14 protein-coding genes and 1 pseudogene are annotated in these 17215 nt (G+C 39.6%); 4 read left to right on the top strand and 11 right to left on the bottom strand.

Annotation, left to right across the window (positions count from 1 at the left end; translation table 11 throughout):
* Nucleotides 1-31 precede the first annotated feature (31 nt).
* The 3 genes from polA to LGZ99_RS12215 form a co-directional block, all read right to left on the bottom strand.
* Nucleotides 32-2821, bottom strand: coding sequence for a DNA polymerase I (gene polA / locus LGZ99_RS12225; RefSeq protein ID WP_036839722.1), 2790 nt, complete (start codon nucleotides 2819-2821; stop codon nucleotides 32-34).
* Between the two features lie 379 nt (nucleotides 2822-3200).
* The gene (dsbA, locus tag LGZ99_RS12220) at nucleotides 3201-3824 is read right to left on the bottom strand and encodes a thiol:disulfide interchange protein DsbA (protein ID WP_036839720.1); all 624 of its coding nucleotides are present in this window, start codon (nucleotides 3822-3824) and stop codon (nucleotides 3201-3203) included.
* A gap of 20 nt (nucleotides 3825-3844) precedes the next feature.
* Complete coding sequence (locus LGZ99_RS12215) at nucleotides 3845-4837, bottom strand: serine/threonine protein kinase (RefSeq protein WP_036839719.1); 993 nt, start codon at nucleotides 4835-4837, stop codon at nucleotides 3845-3847.
* 299 nt (nucleotides 4838-5136) lie between these two features.
* Here LGZ99_RS12215 and mobA point away from each other — a divergent pair, with 299 nt between their 5' ends.
* The 3 genes and pseudogenes from mobA to LGZ99_RS25010 all read left to right on the top strand — a co-directional run.
* Nucleotides 5137-5727 carry a molybdenum cofactor guanylyltransferase MobA gene (mobA, locus tag LGZ99_RS12210; protein ID WP_036839718.1) on the top strand — a complete coding sequence of 197 codons (591 nt, stop codon included), beginning with the start codon at nucleotides 5137-5139 and terminating at the stop codon, nucleotides 5725-5727.
* A complete protein-coding gene (gene mobB / locus LGZ99_RS12205; protein WP_021322917.1) occupies nucleotides 5724-6257 on the top strand; it encodes a molybdopterin-guanine dinucleotide biosynthesis protein MobB in 534 nt (177 codons plus the stop codon). Before mobA ends, mobB begins: the two co-directional genes overlap by 4 nt.
* A gap of 79 nt (nucleotides 6258-6336) precedes the next feature.
* A pseudogene (locus LGZ99_RS25010) lies at nucleotides 6337-6633 on the top strand (transposase); the annotation flags it as partial.
* Nucleotides 6634-6642: 9 nt separating this feature from the next.
* Here LGZ99_RS25010 and cysQ read toward each other — a convergent pair.
* Nucleotides 6643-7386: a 3'(2'),5'-bisphosphate nucleotidase CysQ gene (cysQ, locus tag LGZ99_RS12195; protein ID WP_021322919.1), complete on the bottom strand. Its 744-nt coding sequence runs from the start codon at nucleotides 7384-7386 to the stop codon at nucleotides 6643-6645.
* 147 nt (nucleotides 7387-7533) lie between these two features.
* Nucleotides 7534-8154, bottom strand: a complete 621-nt coding sequence (locus tag LGZ99_RS12190) for a BamJ family beta-barrel-assembly machinery protein (protein WP_036839715.1) — start codon at nucleotides 8152-8154, stop codon at nucleotides 7534-7536.
* Between the two features lie 269 nt (nucleotides 8155-8423).
* Here LGZ99_RS12190 and LGZ99_RS12185 point away from each other — a divergent pair, with 269 nt between their 5' ends.
* Entirely contained in the window at nucleotides 8424-9134 is a 711-nt protein-coding gene (locus LGZ99_RS12185) for a helix-turn-helix domain-containing protein (protein WP_023044183.1), read from the top strand.
* A 36-nt stretch (nucleotides 9135-9170) separates the two neighbouring features.
* Here the strand turns inward: LGZ99_RS12185 and LGZ99_RS12180 are convergent, their stop codons facing one another.
* The 6 genes from LGZ99_RS12180 to LGZ99_RS12155 all read right to left on the bottom strand — a co-directional run bounded on the left by LGZ99_RS12180 (nucleotide 9171) and on the right by LGZ99_RS12155 (nucleotide 16518).
* A complete protein-coding gene (locus LGZ99_RS12180) occupies nucleotides 9171-10346 on the bottom strand; it encodes an ATP-grasp domain-containing protein (RefSeq protein ID WP_262979149.1) in 1176 nt (391 codons plus the stop codon).
* Nucleotides 10347-10479: 133 nt separating this feature from the next.
* The gene (locus tag LGZ99_RS12175; protein WP_031280656.1) at nucleotides 10480-11664 is read right to left on the bottom strand and encodes an MFS transporter; all 1185 of its coding nucleotides are present in this window, start codon (nucleotides 11662-11664) and stop codon (nucleotides 10480-10482) included.
* A 124-nt stretch (nucleotides 11665-11788) separates the two neighbouring features.
* Nucleotides 11789-13486, bottom strand: a complete 1698-nt coding sequence (locus LGZ99_RS12170) for a carbamoyltransferase family protein (protein WP_023044179.1) — start codon at nucleotides 13484-13486, stop codon at nucleotides 11789-11791.
* Between the two features lie 23 nt (nucleotides 13487-13509).
* Nucleotides 13510-14313 (bottom strand): dimethylarginine dimethylaminohydrolase family protein, encoded by an 804-nt coding sequence (locus tag LGZ99_RS12165; protein WP_021322924.1) that lies wholly within the window; start codon nucleotides 14311-14313, stop codon nucleotides 13510-13512.
* Nucleotides 14310-15500 carry an argininosuccinate synthase gene (gene argG / locus LGZ99_RS12160; protein ID WP_021322925.1) on the bottom strand — a complete coding sequence of 397 codons (1191 nt, stop codon included), beginning with the start codon at nucleotides 15498-15500 and terminating at the stop codon, nucleotides 14310-14312. Before argG ends, LGZ99_RS12165 begins: the two co-directional genes overlap by 4 nt.
* On the bottom strand, nucleotides 15490-16518 hold the full coding sequence (locus LGZ99_RS12155; RefSeq protein WP_021322926.1) for a PLP-dependent cysteine synthase family protein: 1029 nt from the start codon (nucleotides 16516-16518) through the stop codon (nucleotides 15490-15492). Before LGZ99_RS12155 ends, argG begins: the two co-directional genes overlap by 11 nt.
* Nucleotides 16519-17215 lie beyond the last annotated feature (697 nt).

The raw sequence follows: 17215 nt of genomic DNA, 5'->3' as shown, positions 1-17215 counted from the left end.
AGCTCAGCCTATCGCTTATTAAGCTGGCATATTAATGTGCCTGATCCCAGTTGTCACCGGTACCCACATCCACTTTCAAAGGAACATCAAGAACCAAACTTTTCTCCATCAATTCACGAATTTTCTGTTCTGCATGTTCAAGTTCTGACTCATGAACCTCGAATACCAGCTCATCGTGAACCTGCATGATCATACGAACCTTCGGATCTTCACTGATAATCCAGTCATCCACCGCAATCATCGCTTTTTTAATAATATCCGCAGCGGTTCCCTGCATTGGTGCGTTAATGGCTTCACGCTCCGCCGCCTTACGGCGCATACCATTGCGGGACTTAATATCTGGCAGATAAAGACGACGACCATCCAAGGTTTCAACATAACCCTGCTCTTCCGCTTGCTTACGGGTACGCTCCATATACGCCAATACGCCTGGGTAGCGCTCAAAATAGAGATCCATATAACGCTGAGCTTCACCGCGTGGAATACCTAACTGACGGGAAAGGCCAAATGCACTCATACCGTAGATCAAACCAAAGTTAATCGCTTTGGCGCTACGACGTTGTTCGCTGGTTACTTGTTCCAGTGGCAAACCAAATACTTCTGCCGCTGTTGCCCGGTGAATATCTTGCCCTTCGGCAAAAGCCTTCAACAACCCTTGATCCTGAGATAAATGGGCCATAATCCGCAGCTCAATCTGGGAGTAGTCAGCAGCCATAATCCGGTAACCTTCAGGTGCCACAAATGCTTGACGAATGCGGCGGCCCTCGTCATTACGGACAGGAATATTTTGCAGATTGGGATCACGCGAAGAGAGACGGCCAGTCGCTGTCACCGCCTGATGATAGGAAGTATGAACTCGTTTGGTCAGCGGATGAACCATCTGCGGCAGCTTATCTGTGTAAGTGGATTTCAGTTTTGCCAAGCCACGATGCTCCAAAATCACTTTCGGCAACACATGGTTATCCGCCAACTCTTCCAACACTTCTTCATTGGTGGATGGCGCTCCGCCCGGCGTCTTTTTTATTACCGGCAGCTGCAATTTTTCAAACAATATCGCCTGTAGCTGTTTTGGCGAAGCCAAGTTGAAAGCCTCACCTGCCAATTCATGCGCTTCTTTTTCCAATTCACCCAGACGAGCAGTAATCTCTTTTGAATGCTCAGCCAAAATATTTGAATCAATCAGTACACCTGTACGTTCCATGCGAGAAAGTACCATCACCAATGGCATTTCTGTTTTCAGGAATACTTTTTCCAGAGCGGGAGCTTTCTCCAGTTGCGGCCACATAACCTGATGCAGCAACAAAGTGACATCTGCATCTTCCGCGGCATACATTGCAGCCTGTTCCACTGGAACCTGATTAAAAGTAAGCTGATTTTTGCCTTTACCCGCGATCTCTTCAAAAGTCGTGGTCTTATGATTCAAATGACGTTCAGCCAAACTATCCATATCATGCCGCCCCATGCCTGCAACGCTGTTGAGCACGTAAGATTCCAACATGGTATCGTAAGCAATGCCTTGCAGTTCAATGTCATAGCGAGCCAGAACCCCACGATCGAACTTAATATTCTGACCAATTTTCAGCAAGTGACTATCTTCAAGCAGCGGTTTTAATGCCGCCAGTACCGCATCTCGGTCAAGCTGCTCTGGCGCATCCAGATAATCATGCCCCAGAGGCAGATAAGCCGCGTCTCCGGCAGTCACTGCGAATGACATCCCCACCAGGTTAGCTGTCAGAGTATCAAGGCTATCAGTTTCAGTATCAAAAGCAAAAACCAGCGCTTTTTTCAGCTTCTCAATCCACTCATCGAAGCTTTTCTGATCGAAAATAGTCTGATAATGATCAGAAGAAAGTGTTGCCGAAACAGATTTATCTTCAGACGGAGATGATTCATCATTACCCGTGGATGTCAGTTTTTTGCCCTTAGCAACCAACCAATCACCATTTGCCAAATCACTCAACCAGCGTTTAAATTCATAACGGGAAAACAATTCATGCAGTTTCTCTGTATCAGGCTCTTTGACTGACAAAGCAACACAGGTTTTATCCAACTCAACATCTGTTTTAATCGTTGCCAATTTATAGGAGAGATAAGCCACATCCTTATGTTGCTCCATCTTATCCGCCAGCGTTTTTGCGCCACGGAAGCTCAACCCCGCAATTTTATCCAGATTGGCAAAGATATCGTCCATGCCGCCAATTCCTTGCAACAATCCCAGTGCCGTTTTCTCCCCTACTCCAGGCACGCCAGGAATATTATCTGAAGAGTCGCCCATCAGAGCCAGAAAATCGATGATCAGATTTGGCGACACACCATACTTCTCAGCCACTTCTTCCGGCCCCAGAATGGTATTATTCATTGTATTGATAAGCGTGATATTTGGCGTGACCAGTTGCGCCATATCTTTATCGCCAGTGCTGATAAGTACCGCACGCCCCTCTTTTTCCGCCTGTAACGCCAGAGTCCCGATAACATCATCGGCTTCTACTCCCTGAACCACCAGCAACGGCAACCCCATAGCTTCTACCATCTGATGTAACGGCTCTACCTGCGCACGCAGATCATCCGGCATAGGAGGACGATGAGACTTATACTCAGCAAACAATTCATCACGGAAAGTTTTACCTTTAGCATCGAATACTACCGCCACATGGCTCGGTTTGTACTGCATCACCAAACTGCGCAGCATATTCAATACGCCATACATGGCTCCGGTCGGTTCTCCAGCGCTGTTGGTCAGCGGAGGAAAAGCATGATAAGCACGATAAAGGTATGAGGAACCATCAACCAAAATCAGGGGATTGTCTGCTATCTGAGCCATAAGTCTTCTTCATTATCTGTTACGGGTGTAATAAAGGATAGGATGCCACAGCAAGAAGCAGGAAACGAATTTTGTGTGAATTTTCTTTGTTGAAGCCAGATCCAGATATTCACACTTTGCTATAAATTCTGTGGATAACTTTGTGTATAGATATTACGGGTTTCATTCAAGCATAGACCGTTGATAAAAAAAATTTATCAACGGTGGGTAAAAATCAATGACTTATAATCCTAGTCATTAAACTGTCATATTACCTTATAGATCACAGAGTTGTGGATATAACCAGAGTTTGCCTTACAAAAAATTCTTTCTGGCGCGCATTGTGCCAAAGCTTCTCACTCCGGCACATGCTCATGTTATTCTATTTCAGTAACCAACCTTACTTCTGCTTTAACAGGAAGTTAACAACGTCTGAATATGATTTCGCATAGGTATCAGCAGAAGTTGCATCAATACCATTATTTCTCACCATATATTTGCCATTAACAAACATTGCTGGTACACCGCGTAGTTGCAAGTCCTGAGCGGCTTTTTGCTGCTTAACAACTAAGGATTTCACAACAAAACTGTTCATTGCAGCATCATAATCTTCACCGGTTACTCCAGCTTTGATAAAGGTATTGCGAATATCCGCCAGAGTATTAATAGTCTGTGTTTTCTGAATGCCCTCAAACAGTAGCGGAGTCACTTTATCTTCCACACCCATAGCTATTGCCACTGCCCAGGCCACAGTCAAATCTTTACCCAGTGGCCCCAGGAATTCCACATGATAACGAACAAAATTTGTTCCTTCCGGTAAATTCTGTTTCACAGTCTGCGGAACTTTAAAACTCTCTTCAAACTGATAGCAATGAGGGCAATAGAACGAGAAGAACTCCAGCACCTGTGGTTGATTCGCCACAGGTGATTTCAGTTCAACATACTGTGTTCCTTCGGTAAAACTAGCAGCAGAGGCACTAAATGCCATCACCATTCCAACTAAAGCTAACCAAAACTTTTTCATAAATATCTCCATGATAAACATTAATACATTGGGCTAAGCTGCAAAGGGGGTTCTTGTAACAGCTTAATCTGCCCAGCAAAAAGTGACGTCTGTTTTAACCAAAAATCGGCATCTGTCATCCAGGGAAACGCTCTGGGAAAAGCAGGATCCTGCCAACGTCGGGCAACCCATGCCAAATAATAGACCATCCGCATAGCACGCAATGGTTCTATTAATGACAACTCTCTAGGGTCAAAATCCGTAAACTCACCATAGGCTTCCAACAGAGTATCCAACTGTAATAGCTGTTCTTGACGGGAGCCATGAAGCAACATCCATAAATCCTGAACTGCCGGACCATTACGCGCATCATCAAGATCAACAAACCAGGCTCCCTCACGCCACAGGATATTACCTGGGTGGCAGTCACCATGAAGCCTCAATATTTGCCAATCATCGCGCCAATTTGATTCTACGGCGTTTATCAGATCATCCAATATAGCCAAAAATTGCACTTTCTGTACTGAAGGAATTAACTCACATGCAGCCAAAAACTGTCGCGGCTGGTGCAAATACTCATTTAACCCGATAGTTGGACGAGAGGTGAATTTTTGCCGACGACCAATCTGATGAATTCTACCTAACAAGCGCCCTACATCTTCTAACTGAAAGAGATTATCAGATTCATATTGGCGGCCCCCGATACTTGGGAAAACAGCAAAAAAGAAATCCTTAAAAGTCAGTAAAGTTTGCTGATCAAACACCAGAGGCGCGGCTACCGGCAAATCAGCCTGTTGCAGCGCCAGGGAAAAATCATGCTCTTCCTGAATCTGTTGCCGATCCCAGCGCTGTGGCCGATAAAATTTCACGACATAACGTTTACGATCTTCATCTGTAAACTGATAAACACGGTTTTCATAACTGTTTAATTCTGTCAGCCCGGAATCTATGTACAGTCCGGTCTGCACCAATGCATCCATAATCAAATCCGGTGTTAATTCCCGGAAATTAAAAGCAGACTGGTTTGTTAGCACATTCTATTCTCTTGATTAATTTGTAATAACGCCACGGACGCACAATAACGCGCCAACTTATGCAAAAATTCAGCCGGTGATATTTCACACCAAATTCCTTATAGACAAAAGCCTATACAAATTAACAGGGATAGCCATTCAGAGAAAGAATTGCTCTGTCAATAAGCGTAAAGATTGTTATTTTATCAGCGAGTTATCCGGTGATCTTATCTGAAAAACGTTTGATGAAGCCCAAATAACCAAGCAAAAAAAGGTTATATTAGCGGACAATAACCGTCTTAGTTGATAGATTGAACATTATGCAACCAAAAATAAGCGGTGCGATCCTCGCAGGAGGCCGTGCTACCCGCATGGGCGGCCATGATAAGGGGCTAATTCTCTTAAATAAGATACCGCTGTACCAGCATATTGCGAATAAGCTGTTACCACAGGTAGATGAATTAATCATCAACGCCAACCGTAATCTGGATATCTACCGACAAAGTTGTGATCAAGTTGTTCCTGATTTAACACCAGATTTCTCTGGTCCACTGTCTGGAATGCTGGCAACCCTAAAATCAGCCAGCCACGATTGGATTGTGTTTGTTCCTTGTGATGTACCGGGCTTCCCCCCTGATTTAGTCACTCGTTTATGGCAGGGCAAGCAGCAGGCATTAGCCGCCTATGCAGATGATGGCAATCGCGCTCACCCTACTCTCGCTTTACTGCACTGTAGTCTGCTCCGTCAATTGGAAAATTATCTGGCTGCTGGTGATCGCAAACTGATGCTGTTTATGCATAAGATCGGCGCAATAGCTGTTCAGTTTGACGATAATCCAGCTGCTTTTACCAATCTGAACACACCAGAGGATTGCCGGAATTGGGAATATATGCAGGAGACCAGAAAATGAGTACAAGACCTCTTCCACTACTTGGCATCACGGCATACAGCAGTACAGGAAAAACCACGCTTCTCAAAAAAGTAATCCCATTATTACGCCAACGGCAAATCCGGGTTGGTCTGATAAAACACACTCATCACGATATGGATGTAGATAAACCGGGCAAAGACAGTTATGTACTGCGCAAAGCTGGTGCAGAGCAAACGCTGGTGGCCAGCCAACAACGCTGGGCATTAATGACAGAAACGCCAGATTCACAGGAATTAGATTTGAGCTATCTTGCCAGTCGCTTTGATCCAGATTCACTGGATCTAATTCTGGTCGAGGGCTTCAAGAGTGAACCAATCAATAAGATCGCACTATACCGTCGTATTCTTAACCGCCCATTAAGCGATCTTCTTGATCAATATGTAATTGCTGTTGCCAGTGATGAAAAATTGGAGACCACTTTGCCACAACTAAGTATCAATCAGCCTGAACAGGTGGCTGATTTTATTGTGGAATGGTTGCAAAATCAGCAATATTCCCACGCTGGATAAATTCATCAATACGCCGCCTGATTCTTTTCATTGCATCAAGATCAAACTTAATACATCTGTATTTTAAGACCAAACATATCTTCGTGATGAACTCGCCAGAGAAGGCGTTATGTTGATGAAGAATGCTCGTAACAACATGAAAGCAAAAGCTTTATCACGCTGGGATAACATAATGTTACGCAAGCGTTTTTTGATAGAAACAGTTGTTGACCAACTTAAAAGTATTTTCCAGATGAACACTCAAAGTATCGTAGTATACTCGGCTTTTTGTTAGAAATTGTGTCGGGATTAATTGTTTATACCTTATACCTTCCAACCAAAAAAGCCGAGCTTGAATTTACGTGATTCTGAAATTACTGCTCTTAAGCAAAATTGACGTTATTTGCTAAAAAATTGTTACTCTAAATCCTGGATTCAGGAATGATTCACGAGGCGTATAATCCAGAGTCTGGCCTTTCCAGTTTGTCACATGAGCACCGGCCGCAATTGCTATAGCATGACCTGCTGCGGTATCCCAGATATTAGTTGGCCCGAAACGGGGATAAAGTTGCGCCTTTCCTTCGGCCACCAGGCAGAACTTCAATGAAGAACCGACAGAAACCGTCTGATGTTCACCTAACTGATTGAGATAATCCTCCAATTCTGTATCCATATGAGAGCGGCTGACTACCACCATTGGGGGATTAGCATCACGAATTTTAATCGGCAAACATTGACCACCACAGGTTTTTTTCCATGCCTGCCTTCCTTGCCCAAAATAAAGCGTATCCTGCACAGGAGCGTACACCACTCCCATCACAGGAATTCCCCCATCAATCAGAGCGATATTAACCGTAAATTCACCGTTACGATTAATAAACTCCTTGGTTCCATCCAAAGGATCAACTAACCAATAACGCTTCCAATTACGCCTCTCCTCCCAGGCTAGCGGCTCTTCTTCCGACAACAATGGAATTTCCGGTGCGATACGGGATAATCCGGCTTTAATTATTTTATGAGCCGCAATATCAGCAATAGTAATCGGTGAATCATCCTGTTTATGATCAACTTTCAGGGGATGTTCATCCTGATAAATTGTCATAATAACCGCGCCAGCTTCCTGGGCCAGTTGGCAGACTTGTTCTAGCATCATACACCTCTACGGTTAGTTATCTGTTATCATTTTAGACTATATTATCAATCGATCTTCTGCCGGAATTGTAAGAATTTTATTACCATCACCAAAACAAAAACAGCCGGATATACCGGCTATTTTTAATCATATTTCTGGATAAAATTACAGAATATCCAGTAATTCCACTTCAAAAATCAGTGCGCTATATGGGGGAATCGATGCGCCGGCACCCCGCTCACCATAAGCCAAATCATATGGGATATAAAGTTCCCATTTAGAACCGACAGGCATCAGGGTCAATGCTTCGATCCATCCGGCAATCACACCATTCACTGGGAATTCGGTAGGTTCGCCACGCTGTACTGAACTGTCAAACACAGTGCCATCAATCAGGCGACCAGTATAGTGAACACGAACCCGGTCAGTAAGGGCTGGAATTGCACCATCACCCTGTTTTAGTACAGAGAACTGTAAACCAGATTCTGTCGTACTGATACCATCGCGCTGGGCATTTTCTGCCAGAAACTTCTGACCCTCTTCTGCCATAGCCTGCTGGCGTTCACGGCGCACACCGTCTGCACGCTCATGCATCTCACGTAAAGCACGATGCAGTATATCAACCGGCACCGCTGGAGAACGACTTTCCAGCGCATCACATAACCCTGCCAGCAATGCTTCAGGCTCCAGACCTTGCAGACCAGATTCCAGTAATTGCTGACCGACTTGTAAGCCAACCCCATAACTTGCTTGTGCTTCGATAGAGTCAAAAGAAAGTTTTGCCATGAAAATACCTGTGATCAAATTAAATTAGGCCTGCAAGCATAACAGTGCTATGTAACAGGGTAAACCGAAGATATCACTGGAGGATACGTCTTGCCGCAATATATAAGACTCAATAATCGGTATAACTCTAAGTGGCATATTCATTTCTTAAAGGTTATAATACAAATAAATTCTTTTAAAATATTTTTACTTCCAATTGATTATATAAATAAAATATTATTGATATAGAATTAATTCTACTGCTAATATTATACAATGAGGAAAATCTTATGAATACGTCATTTAATGAGATTTTATCAGAAATTCAGAAATCCAAGACCATGCCGGAATTAGAAAAGAAATTGTTAAACGCGATAAATTATCTGGATTTTGAATTTTACTCAATTTATCAGGAAGAAAAATACCCATTCACGACAAAAAAATATGTTTTAATAACCAATTTAAATATAGAAACCGCAAACAATTATAATCAAAATAATAATCACGATAGCGACCAATTAATGAACGGTGATTATACTTTCTCCATACCTTCAATTTGTAATGAAAAAATATCAAAAAACTCTGATTTTATGATTAAAAAATCAAATATAGACGAAGTTAAAAATAGTCTCTCAATTAAAATAAAAGGCTCTCATGGAGAAAGATCAATTTTTTCAGTCGCCCGAAAAGAAGGCGCCATTTCTCACAATGAGATACTTAATAAAGCAGGCATGTTAGGTATATTAGCAAATGAATGCGTGGAAACGTTCAATAACTTAAAGAATAAAGAGGATCAAATAATCGTCCCAACACTGTCCACAAGAGAAGTCGAAGTAATAAGGTGGACTTGTGAAGGAAAAACCTCTGCTGAAATAGCCAATATACTAGAAATTTCAACAAGAACAGTTAATTTCCATATCAATAATATTATGGAGAAATTAGTTGTTCCCAATAAAGTCGCAGCGGTTGCTAAAGCAATAGCATACAACCTGATTATATAACAATTAGAGCCAAAACGAGGCTCTAATCATATGAAATTATAAAATATAATTTTTCAAAATATCTCTCCAGGCATCATTAATTTCATTCATCAGGGATTCACATTTGATATGCTCGTCATTTATATGCACACAAACATAACCACAGAAATCATTATTGCTCTTTGGTGTTTCGTAAACCAGCGAATTTTTGTCTAAATTAATTTTTACTGAAATAATATCATAATGTAATTTTCCCAGAAGATTATCAATAGATACTAACAATAATCTATTTACTGCTGTTTTACTAAATTTATCATTAATTTTTCCATCTTTACCTGCAAGCAAATTAATCAAGAATGCTCTCCCCTTCGCTTCGGGTAATATCATTCGATCACTAAATCCTTTAACTAAGTGATCAACCCAAATTTCCTGCAAGCTTATACCATATACCCGATTCGCCATATCCCAAATACGCATACCTGCTGGTCTACGGTTAGTTTCAACCAGGAAAGTTTCTCCCGTTTTACTATCTTGCTTAATCTCATTATGGAATGCGCCGAGAGTCTGCCCTGAAATCAGGTTAATTACTTGCCCTGCTTTATGTAATGCAATAGCATTCCTTCCATCACATTGCGCAGGAACTATTTGCCCTATTTCAACAGGATATTCACCTTTCTGAGAAACTTTCTGCGTTAAAAAAGCCATACAACCAATACCATCATACGAATATTCTGTATCGAAAGTAATAAGTTCCTCTGCAAGAATTGGATTGCCACCAGACTGCGCAACAGATTGAGCAAAAGCAGTTGGGATTTTATTCCTATCTTTAATTGCCACTACACCGAAATTTGCCCGGCCACAATTAGGTTTAATGACCACACCATACGGAACAGAATCATAAAACGCCTCCAGTTCATTAATATCATTAATGAAACTGTATCGAGGGGTTTTAATATGCTGGGCCGCAAGCAGTGGCGAGATACGGGTTTCTTGTTGACGGAACTGAAATTTCTCAATACCCGCGAAACTTAATTCAGGATCATCACCATAAACACTCAGTTTCTTCGCTATAACAGCAGCATATCCGGACACCGCGTCCATAAAGGGAAGAATAGCGGCACATGTCATATCAAGTTCAGAAAGAACACCTATTACTTTATCAATATAATTTTCTGTCCGTACAGGTATATGATAGACAAATGGGGTGATATTTTTCTCTTCACCGGACAACATATCACTAATAATCACTAATTCAAGGGAATAATTATACTGAATATAGTCACGAATATTAACGATTTCATTCAGTCTTGCCGGAAGATAATCAAGGACTAACAAGTATTTTTTCGAACTCATATTTCCTCCATTATTAACTATTATGCAAATTGAATTTAAGTGAACGATAAGGATTAATAATGACGAACATCAATAAAACAAATACAGAGAATATCAAATAGATACTATTGTAGGAAAAATAGTTCAGCAAATTAGCACAAATGAAACTGGTTAAAGGTGTCGCTACCTGATTCAAAACAAGCACAACACCGAGATACTGAGAAAAATTCTTCTTCGGAATAAGGCTTGCCCGGTAAGAGCGGGAAAAAAGATTGAAACAACCTTCCGAACCAATGACCAGCAAGAAACCCAATGTATAAATAACGAATAACGGACCGGTAGCGAATAATGTCAGACCACACAACGCAATAAGAAAAGCCGTCACGCCAACGATACGCACATCAAAAATACGGCATAATTTCGGAGCAACAAAGAAGACACAACAATTCACCACCCCTGCATAAGCCAAAAGCCGGGCATAACCCTCCTCCGGTTGCGAAAAAACACTGGTAATAACATAAACAGCCGTTGATAAGATAGCCCCTTGCATCACATTCATCAGAAATGTCAGGCTAATAACCCGCAGCAGCGACGGGTTTCCCATCAGGAATTTAAAAATCGCAGGCAGATTATAACCTTCTCTATTCGCATGTTCTGCAATCTGATTTTTCCTTTGTAGCTGAAACCATATGAAGCTGCTAATTAAGAAAGGAAAAAAAGCAAATGCAAATACGGCATAAACACTGAATTTATAAACCAGCACACCAACAACCGCCGGGGCTGCGATATAGGTAAACTGTTCAACAAATTGCAAACGAGAGTTAACAGAAGGTAACTCTATTGCATTAATGTTTTTAGAGACGAAACCTTCGAGGTTGACATATCCCGCGCCACTAAAAAAAGACAAAACACATGAGAGAGGAATAATGATATATACAATATTATTATCTGAATATATAAATGAAAGAATAAAAAGGAATAAACAAACCAATGAACGTAGAATATCACTCAGGAATAACATAACCAATGTATGCATCCTGTCACCCATCCAACCAGAAATAGGAAGTGAAATGACTCTGAATAACCGTTCAAGCCCAAAAGCAAAAGATGCAAGTGAAGCGCTATTAGTTGAGGTATACACTAATACAGGCACAGCAAACATAACAAATGCCTCTGAAAAAACAGAAAAAAAGCGAGCCAGTATGATCCTGTGTATCATTAGTATTACCTCAACCTTATTGTCTATCCCATTAGGCTATTTTATTTATCAAATTGAGTCTGGGCAATACTCAAACTGATTTTATCAATTACGCCTACTAGGATAGACTTTTACTACGCAAATTTTAATGAATCGATTTAATCAAATAATTCCCCAAAACTAAATAATCAATATTTGTTTTCATGAAAGTTTTAATAGCATCCTCAGGAGAACAAACAATCGGTTCACTATCGTTATAAGAGGTATTCAGCAACAAAGGAACACCTGTTTTCAGATAAAATTCCTCAATCAACCGAGCATAACCTGAATTTGCTTCACTATCTACCACCTGGACTCTGGCAGTGCCATCTGCGTGAACGACGGCTGGAATTTGCGATGCTTTATCGACTTTAGCATCCATCGCCAACAACATATATTTTGCAGCTTCAGGCAATTCTTTCCGAACATGGAACCAATCAGCGACATGCTGGCGCAATACACTCGGCGCAAATGGCCTGAACATTTCACGATGCTTAATTTTACGATTCATTAAATCCCGGATATCTTTATTTCTCGGGTCTGCCAGCAAACTACGATTACCCAGTGCCCGCGGCCCAAATTCCATCCGCCCCTGGAACCAACCAATCACATTATTTTCAGCCAGTAAGCCTGCGACGACCTCATGAATATTTTCTTCATATGTCCAATCCAAGCCATATTCACTCAAACTACGCTGGTAATCATCATCACTATATTCAACCCCCCAATAAGTGTGAGGCAGAGGATAGCGTTGCTCATTTCCAAGAATCTGATGCCAAATAAATAACGCAGCACCTGTAGCAGTACCCGCATCATGCGCGGCAGGTTGTACAAAGATATCTTCAATATCCAACTCTTCATACAACCGTTTATTTGTTATGCAATTTAATGCAACGCCACCAGCAAGACAGAGCTTATTCGTTGCTGTTTCCTGTAAATGATAACGAGCCATATTTAAAACTATCTCATCAGTTATTTCCTGAAGAGAGGCGGCAATATCATAATATTCCTGTGCAACTTCTCCACCAGGAACTCTTTTCTCAATGCCAAACAAAGATTCTAATTTAGAAAAATCTTCACTGCGGAAATTGAGAATAGTATTATCGATAGTAAACTCGCCTTTATCATAAATCTTGACTAATTGTTTGAATGCCGGCATAAAACCTTCATGCGTGCCATAAGCAGACATTCCCATTACTTTGCAAGCATCGTATACAGAGAAACCCAAGAACTCTGCCAATTTCTCCCACATAAAACCGATTGAATTAGGGTATTCAATAGTTTTAATTTTTTTCAGGCTATTGCCATCGCCCAAATATATTCCAGCGGTATTATCCTCTCCCACACCATCAAGTGATAACGTTAATGCTTTATCAAATGACGAGACAAAATAAGCCGATGCCGCATGAGCTGTATGATGAGGTACCCAATGAAATTGACCACGAAATCCCATCGATTGCAAAATTTCGGGCACTGAAGTCGTTTTACGATAGAAAATTGACTCACCCGAAACACTTCCCCAACTGCCTTCATTCTTAATTTCATCAATAAAGACTGACTTTCTTCGTTCTATCGGATCGATAGAAAACCCTATATGACTCACATCTTCCAATTTAATACCAGCAAAGTCTAATGCGACTTCAATTGAAGCCAATGGCAGTTCATCAGGATTATCAATATTTGCCGGCTTTCCGTGTTTCCTTCTATTTAGCCGCTCTTCTTCAATGGAAAAAATAGTTTCTCCATCCTTTAATAAACAAACTGCTGATTCATGATAAACAGAATTTATACCTAAGATATACATGACCTATTATCCTCTCATTATAGTTAGTTTATTTTTAATACCAGGCAGCGCAAGCTACCACCACTCTTTAAGAATTCACCCATATTACACTTAACAACATGATAACCATAATTATTTAATTGTCGTTCAACCTCAATAGAACAATCATGCATTAAAATATCTTTTCCTATTGGGATATTATTACAGGAAAATAATTCTTTGGCATCATGCTCTGATATTGGGATCCTTCGTTCAAAGGTTTTAGAAATATAATCCTGACTTTCTTTAGTAAATGCCTCCGGATAATAAACAACAGTATCTTTGTCAATAAATGAAAATGCCAAAGCCACATGGAAGAAAGTGTTATCCTGAATATGCAGCTCACCTTTGACTTTAAGTTCTGGATATACTTTCTGAATTGTCTTTATTGCTTCTTTATCTGAGCGAGGACCATAACCAAATATGATGTCATTATCCCAATAGATAACATCTCCAAGCCCTTCAAAATAGATATCTTCATCAACACGATGTATCTCATAACCCAGATCTTCTAGATAATCTATATAATACTGACTTTCTCCCTGACGTTCAGCGTGCCGGAAATTACTGGCAAGAAATTTATTATTATGCACCATGCCACAATCTCCTGAAAACGTCATATCAGGCAAACCGTTAACAGGATCGATAGTGCGAATACTAATACCTCTTTCAGTCAGTCTCTCATAAAGAAAATCCCACTGTTGTTGTGCTAATCTCTTATTCACTTTGTTATTATGATCCATCCAGTCATTAATAACGTATTCAATATCGTAAAAATCAGGTTTACACATTAATAATTCTTTAATCATAATATTTTCCTCACTCTGGATTTAACACTTTGATTAGTATGAATATTAAATATTTTTGCGAATCCTTCTGCATCACTTTGACTATATAAATGCCCACAGTTATATATCGCCAAATTATGATCATAAATGCTGCTCTTTGAAGAACGGGAGCAAACATTAATATATTTATAACCTAATTCAAGTTTGACCTCACCATTGACATGCTGATTCATACTATCAATAAATTGGTTCAAATGAGTAAATAAGGGATCATACCAAAGCCCGGAATAAACCAGTTCAGCCCATTTTTTATCAATTATTTCTTTAAACCAGTTTTCATTACGATTACTACAGTAGAGCTCCAAATCACGATGAGCGGTAATTAAGATATGTGCAGCAGGTGATTGATAAATTGCTCGCGTTTTCAAACCTACAATGCCATCTTCAACAATATCAAAAATACCAATTGATAGATTTTTACCAATTTCATTTAATATTTCAATGATTTCATTTAATGATTTCTTCTCGCCGTCAAGCAATAGAGGTATACCATTTTCAAAACCTAATGACAAAGATATTGGCTCAGTGGCCAATAGCGCCCGCTCAAATAATTTCTCTTTGACATCCTCAGGAACCAATGTTTCTGGTTCTTCCAATGGGCCACATTCGATACTCAATCCCCATATATTTTCACTGGTAGAATAGGGATTATTACAACCAAATTCTTGAGGAATACCATATTGGGTAGCATAATTATTTACGATATTTTCATCGTATTTAAAATCTCTTAACGAAGAAATAGGAATTTTGTTCAGAATTTCTATATTCATATCCATTCTGGCTTGATCATTACCTCTGAATTGATGTGCAATATAATCAATATTGAGCTCATTGGCTACTTCAACGGCGGCTTCAGCAATTGCAGGCCGGGAAAGTGCGGCACTGAGATAATAACCATTTTGATAAATAGCGTTGGCTTTTATTGCTTTTGAAAGAAAATTTTCAGCAAACTGCATTCGATAATCTTTATAAATAAATTTATCGGCACCGGCAACCATACATTCCAATTCAATATCTTCAATGTCTCTTACTTGTCCTTCATCAATATAAAGAGTAATAACCTCTTTAAACTCAGATTTAAGACTTCTTATTATAAGAGGATTATAGCGGCGATTATAGTAAATCACCAAAACACTATCAGAATTCATTTAGCGTGCACCCCATGCTTATAATAATTTCTTCTAACCCAGATTCTGTCGTACTTTCTTCAATGAGCTCTGAGAAATTATTTTCAAATAGCCAGGTATTGTTATAAATCGTGTCTATATAACGCTCTCCACTATCAGGAATAATGACAACGATATTATCTCCAGGTTTAAAATCATCCAGGCGATCCAGTGCCGCACTAACCGCACAGGCTCCCGTCCCACCAATCAGAATACCTTCATTTCTGGCTAATTTTCTTGCCATACGGAATGCGTCAATATCTGCCACTTTCAAAGTAAAATCGATATTGCTGCAATCGAGAATAGTTGGTATAAATGCCAACCCAGCTCCCTGCACCAGATATTTTCCTGGCTCTCCACCGAAAATAATCGATCCAACAGGTTCAACACCATAAATTCGTACTTGTGGATTTTTTTCTTTCAGATAACGAGAAATCCCTGTGAGGGTTCCACAACTTCCTGCCGTAGAAAAACAAGCCGTCAAATTATCGCCAAAGGTTTCATATAACTCACGCCCTGTGGAATGATAATGTTCATCAGGATTAACCTGGTTTTCAAATTGCATGGGACTGAACGCATTCGGATAGGCTTTTATGATCTCTTTGGTTAAATCAATACGATATTTGACAGTATCCACTCCGGCTTCAAATTCTGGCAGGAAAATAATTTCTGCACCAAATGCTCTGATTTTATCGCGTTTCGCTATCGGCACCATGCGGTCTAAAACAGCAATAAATCGATAACCCTTAACAGCACACGCCATTGCCAAACCAATAGCAGTATTACCCGATGATGGTTCAATAACCACCATTCCTGGCTTCAATTCTCCCTGGGCTTCCGCCCTTTCCAGCATAGCGACTGCAATACGGTCTTTAATACTTCCACCGGGGTTAATATTCTCCATTTTAAGAAAAACATTAACACCTTTAGTATATTTGCCATCCAACATAACCACAGGGGTATTACCTATAGTTTGTAATATATTTTTACCTAGCTTCATATCCGTTTTATCTCTCATTTTTTGGTCAATGTGAAGAACATACAGTGATGACGAGGTATTTTTATTAACAAATAAAGTACTTTTATATCTAATATATCTATTAATCTATTGATGAAATTACCTATTTTATGAATAATTCTTAGAAAGAATCTAACTCCTATTAAAAATAAGCTCATTTACTTGTGTTCTCACACAATGAGTAATCAACACAACTAATAATTATAAATTTACACCTAAAAGTCTACTGTCAACTCTGACAGTTATATAAAGAAAACTCCATATAAATTTTTGATATTATTGTTTAATAATAAGAATATATATCATTAATTTCCCATATTCTTATAAATAACGTTTCATAATTCTGCTACACATGACCTTCTTCAACCCATTGTTATACATAGAATTATGAGTAGCATAAGATGTAGCGCTATTTTGGAATCTTATTTATAACATCAGATAAACCACCATTATAAATATAATATTTGTAATTATATAAAAATATATTTTTAAATTATTATGAAATAATAATATCTGTAATTAACCAGATTTATGAAAGAATAGATAAGAATATCTGATAAAAGATCACTCATCACAACGGGATTAGCAATGCCATATTATTAGATAATAAAAAACACGAAACCAATTATTTATAGATAATAATATGATAATTGATGACATTTATACCATAAAAAACCAA

It is taken from the genome of Photorhabdus temperata, from assembly GCF_025384845.1.
In the GTDB taxonomy this organism is placed as follows: Bacteria; Pseudomonadota; Gammaproteobacteria; order Enterobacterales; family Enterobacteriaceae; genus Photorhabdus; species Photorhabdus temperata.
The sequence above is the reverse complement of the archived record's forward strand: the minus strand, read 5'-3'. Positions and strand labels throughout refer to the sequence as shown.

Excerpts from the sequence above, each read along its gene's own strand:
- LGZ99_RS12185 (WP_023044183.1), top strand. The coding sequence starts at position 8,424 with ATGAATACGTCATTTAATGAGATTTTATCAGAAATTCAGAAATCCAAG.
- LGZ99_RS12190 (WP_036839715.1), bottom strand. The coding sequence starts at position 8,154 with ATGGCAAAACTTTCTTTTGACTCTATCGAAGCACAAGCAAGTTATGGG.
- LGZ99_RS12175 (WP_031280656.1), bottom strand. The coding sequence starts at position 11,664 with ATGATACACAGGATCATACTGGCTCGCTTTTTTTCTGTTTTTTCAGAG.
- mobA (WP_036839718.1), top strand. The coding sequence starts at position 5,137 with ATGCAACCAAAAATAAGCGGTGCGATCCTCGCAGGAGGCCGTGCTACC.
- LGZ99_RS12165 (WP_021322924.1), bottom strand. The coding sequence starts at position 14,313 with ATGATTAAAGAATTATTAATGTGTAAACCTGATTTTTACGATATTGAA.
- dsbA (WP_036839720.1), bottom strand. The coding sequence starts at position 3,824 with ATGAAAAAGTTTTGGTTAGCTTTAGTTGGAATGGTGATGGCATTTAGT.
- argG (WP_021322925.1), bottom strand. The coding sequence starts at position 15,500 with ATGAATTCTGATAGTGTTTTGGTGATTTACTATAATCGCCGCTATAAT.
- LGZ99_RS12170 (WP_023044179.1), bottom strand. The coding sequence starts at position 13,486 with ATGTATATCTTAGGTATAAATTCTGTTTATCATGAATCAGCAGTTTGT.
- mobB (WP_021322917.1), top strand. The coding sequence starts at position 5,724 with ATGAGTACAAGACCTCTTCCACTACTTGGCATCACGGCATACAGCAGT.
- LGZ99_RS12180 (WP_262979149.1), bottom strand. The coding sequence starts at position 10,346 with ATGTTGTCCGGTGAAGAGAAAAATATCACCCCATTTGTCTATCATATA.
- cysQ (WP_021322919.1), bottom strand. The coding sequence starts at position 7,386 with ATGCTAGAACAAGTCTGCCAACTGGCCCAGGAAGCTGGCGCGGTTATT.
- LGZ99_RS12155 (WP_021322926.1), bottom strand. The coding sequence starts at position 16,518 with ATGAAGCTAGGTAAAAATATATTACAAACTATAGGTAATACCCCTGTG.
- polA (WP_036839722.1), bottom strand. The coding sequence starts at position 2,821 with ATGGCTCAGATAGCAGACAATCCCCTGATTTTGGTTGATGGTTCCTCA.